Annotated in this window: 4 protein-coding genes and 1 pseudogene; all 5 read right to left on the reverse strand. The window is 47.8% G+C overall.

From position 1 onward, the window contains the following. Positions 1-628, reverse strand: a pseudogene (locus tag GRP75_RS21235) (metal ABC transporter permease); the annotation flags it as partial. Beyond that, positions 574-1,281, reverse strand: a complete 708-nt coding sequence (locus GRP75_RS21240) for a metal ABC transporter ATP-binding protein (protein WP_025724201.1) — start codon at positions 1,279-1,281, stop codon at positions 574-576. The gene GRP75_RS21240 and the pseudogene GRP75_RS21235, both read right to left, overlap by 55 nt. Before the next feature lie 217 nt (positions 1,282-1,498). Further along, the gene (locus tag GRP75_RS21245; protein ID WP_160790289.1) at positions 1,499-2,521 is read right to left on the reverse strand and encodes an ABC transporter substrate-binding protein; all 1,023 of its coding nucleotides are present in this window, start codon (positions 2,519-2,521) and stop codon (positions 1,499-1,501) included. 50 nt (positions 2,522-2,571) lie between these two features. Continuing rightward, positions 2,572-3,375: an ABC transporter ATP-binding protein gene (locus tag GRP75_RS21250; RefSeq protein WP_028542350.1), complete on the reverse strand. Its 804-nt coding sequence runs from the start codon at positions 3,373-3,375 to the stop codon at positions 2,572-2,574. Continuing rightward, positions 3,372-3,765 (reverse strand): FecCD family ABC transporter permease (locus GRP75_RS21255; RefSeq protein ID WP_160790290.1); only part of this gene is annotated, 394 nt, incomplete at its 5' end. The genes GRP75_RS21255 and GRP75_RS21250, both read right to left, overlap by 4 nt.

Consider the following 3,765-nt stretch of genomic DNA (forward strand, 5'->3'; position numbering starts at 1 on the left):
ATTCGAATCGCCAGCGCCGCAGGGAGCACGATGAGTGAGGAGACAAGCAGTACACCGACAATCGGCATTGCAGCAGCTACAATCATCCCTGTTAAAATACTAAATGCAAATGAGATGGACTTGACAGGAAGACCATTAGTCTTCGCCGTTTCTTCATCAAAGGTAATCTGATACAATGGACGCCGGAATACAAAAAAGAAAATACCTCCGATCACAGCCACTACAATCATCAACATCAGCTCTGTCTGATTGACCGCTACTACCGAACCGAACAAATAAGCGGAAAACCCTTTGTTGATGCTCTGATTCAGATTCATTAAAATAACGGCCGTCGAGAGGCCACCTACCATAATAATAGCCACAGATATCTCACTATATGTTTTATAAGACCTGCGGACGTATTCAACGATAATCGCGCCGATACGGCAACAATAAATCCAGTTATCGTTGGGTTAATGCCTAAATAGGCACCCGCTGCCACCCCTGCCAGCGATACATGCGATAGCATGTCCGCCATGAGAGCCTGACGCCGTAGCATCAGGTATACTCCAAGCACCGAGGCCAGCAGTGCAATTACCCCACCGGCACAAAATGCCCGCTGCATGAAGTCGTAGTGCAGCATTTCCATCCGCCATCTTCCTTCCTCTCAAGCTCAATAATTCGATCCAGATAATGTTGCACTTCCGATAGTCCATGGGTCACCATGACCACAGTTCTTCCATATTCCTTAACCTGCTGATTCATCAGATCGTAGAAATGATGGCGGCTTTCCTGATCCATTCCGGTCGTAGGCTCATCCAAAATGAGCAAATCCGATTCCTGAGCGAGTGCTCTTGCCACACAAATACGCTGCTTCTGTCCACCCGACAATTCTCCGATTTTACGGTGACGCAAATCCCACATGCCTACTTGACGTAGCGCCTGCTCAGTCAGATCATGATCCTCAGACCGCATACGGCGTAACCAAGAGCCATGAGTATATCTTCCTGAACGGACAAATTCCAAAATCGTACTTGGAAATCCGCCATTGAAAGCAGCAATTTGTTGGGATACAAATCCAACAACGAGCTTTTTGCCTTCACCTGTACGGTTAGACATGAACACCTTGCCCTTCCAAGGCTGAAGCAAGCCGAGCAACAGTTTGAGCATGGTTGATTTGGAAGCACCATTCGGTCCGGTAATGGCTACAAATTCTCCCGAAAAAATTTCAACATTGGCATCCACCAAGTTAGGAACGTCTCCGTAGCCAAATGTGACCTGTTCCAATGAGGCCAATAACATGACGCAAATCTCCTTTTCCTTTAAAAAGCCTGGAGCCATCTGAGCGATCATCATTTGCGCAGATTCTCCAGGTCGTTTATGATCATTAAACCATCTACCGTAATTATTACGATTTGGTAATAAAAAAATAAGCGTTTGATAAACGTAACCTTTACGCATTAGCAAGTTTAACAGTTTAGGCAAGGTTCGTCAATGTTTTGGCAACTCTTTTGTTTGTTTACTTCACTTTGTCCGGGTACAAGCCTGCAGCCAAGGTTTTCAATGCGATCGGAGCGCGCACGCCTTCAGCCGCTGCGGATAATGGCAGCACGATAAACCGTTTATTTTTGATCGCTTCCACACCAGCCAGCGCAGGCTTGCTCAGGAGCAGCTTCTCTTTATCAGCCAGTGAAGTATCACCATAGTCGAGGATGACGATCACATCAGGGTTACGGTTCACAACCTCTTCCCAGCTTACCTCGGTAAAACTTTTGTCGATATCATCAAAAATATTTTTCGCCTTCACACTTTCAATCAAAGACGTTAGGTAATTGTTGGCAGCCGTAAAGGGCTTGTCTTCTCCGCTGTCATAGACAAACACCTTGGGTGGCTGTTCAACAATACCAATTTGAGTCTGAATGGACTGCACTTGTTCACGAATGTCATTTACCAGCTTTTCTGCACGCTCCTCAACCCTGAAAATACGCCCAATATTTAGTATATCCTGATACACATCTTCTAACGTGGGACCCGGTTTATTGGAGGACTCCTGTACATAGGTCAGCACCCCTTGTTTGGCTAGCTCCTCACGGGAACTCAGATTTTTATCATTAAAGGCACTCTTCCAGCCCGCATAGGCAAAATCCGGTGCAGCGGCCATAAACACCTCTTTGGACGGATATTGTCCGGCCAGTACCGGGATTTTGTCATATTGAGCCTTATATTTTGGCAAAATCTGATCATCCAAATACGCAGTTCCTACCATAGAGGATTCCAGTCCAAGGGCCAGCATAACCTCAGTTGCATGCTGGTTCAATGTAACCGCGCGTTTGGGCGCCTCGGGAAATACCATTTTAACGCCCATGTTCTCAAGCTCTACCGACGTCTTATTGGTTGCCGATTGCAATGCGGCAGGTTGCTGCCCGTTTGCCAATGGATCGCTTGTTTGAGCTGTGTTTCCTGCTGCGCAGGCTGATAACAACAGCATCATCGCCAAAGCGAGCATAACCAGCGGTAACGCGGGCTTGCTATATTTTTTCATATGTACCGTCTCCTCTTTTATTTGTAGTATATCTTACCTCATCGTATCACCTATTCTGTTGACGTTATTGGATAGCCTCCTCTCCTGAGAGAATCCGGTAAAAAGGTAATATTCGGCTTCCCGGTTTTTGGATGAATGCAGATTTCTGTCTCCACACCGAATACACTCCACAGCAGGTCTGGCTGAAGCACATCCTCCGTTATGCCAGAGGCTACCACTTTGCCTTCTTTTAATACATACATTCGATCACAATAAAATGCCGCCAAATTCAAATCATGTAGTGCAGCTAGCGTAGTTATCCGAAGTTTTTTGACCAAATCCAAAATTTGCAACTGATACCTGATATCCAGATGATTCGTCGGCTCATCCAAAACAAGAAATCTCGCCTGCCCGGCCAAAGCTCTGGCGATCAATACCCGTTGCTTTTCTCCGCCGGACAAGGTGGCAAAGCCCTGATCTGCCTGAGCATCCATGCCTACCCGCTCCAGCGCCTGCTCGACCAGTTCATGATCGACGACAGTATCTGCTTCCAGCAGTTTCTTATGCGAATGGCGCCCCATCAGCACGATGTCCCGTACTGAAAAATCAAACGTTTGCGGCGCATCCTGACTCACCACTGCCATTTGTCGGGCCGTCTCTTTATACTTCATCCGCAGCATATCCTGGCCATCCAACGTAACCAAACCACTGTCAGGCTTTAGCACACGATACATATTTTTGAGCAACGTCGATTTCCCGCTGCCATTCGGACCGATCAATCCGACCAGCTCCCCTGCTTTTACCTGGAGACAGATGCCGTCGATCAGCCGTTTGTCGTGAATACTGAAGGTCACGCACTCGACTTCTATATTCATTTTTCGCCTCCACACGAGTAGGAACTACGACGCAGCAGCCACACAAAAAAGGGTCCTCCGCACACAGCCGTCACAATACCAATCGGCAGCTCCTGTGGAGCCAGCACGAGCCGGGCACATACATCAGCCCACACGACAAAAATAGCTCCCGCCAACAGACTGACAGGCAGTACACGCCGATGATCTGATCCCACTATCAGCCTAACGATGTGCGGAATCATAAGCCCGACAAAGCCAATCGAGCCACTAACTGATACGACGGCCCCGGTTAAAAGAGACGCCACAACAACCAGTAATACGCGGAACGCCTGTACGTTCACACCGAGCGTTACTGCGGTCTCTTCACCCGTTAGCAAAGCATTCAGCGAACGGTATCGGGTCAGGAGCACA

This window comes from Paenibacillus sp. OT2-17, assembly GCF_009827695.1.
Lineage (GTDB): Bacteria > Bacillota > Bacilli > Paenibacillales > Paenibacillaceae > Paenibacillus > Paenibacillus polymyxa_B.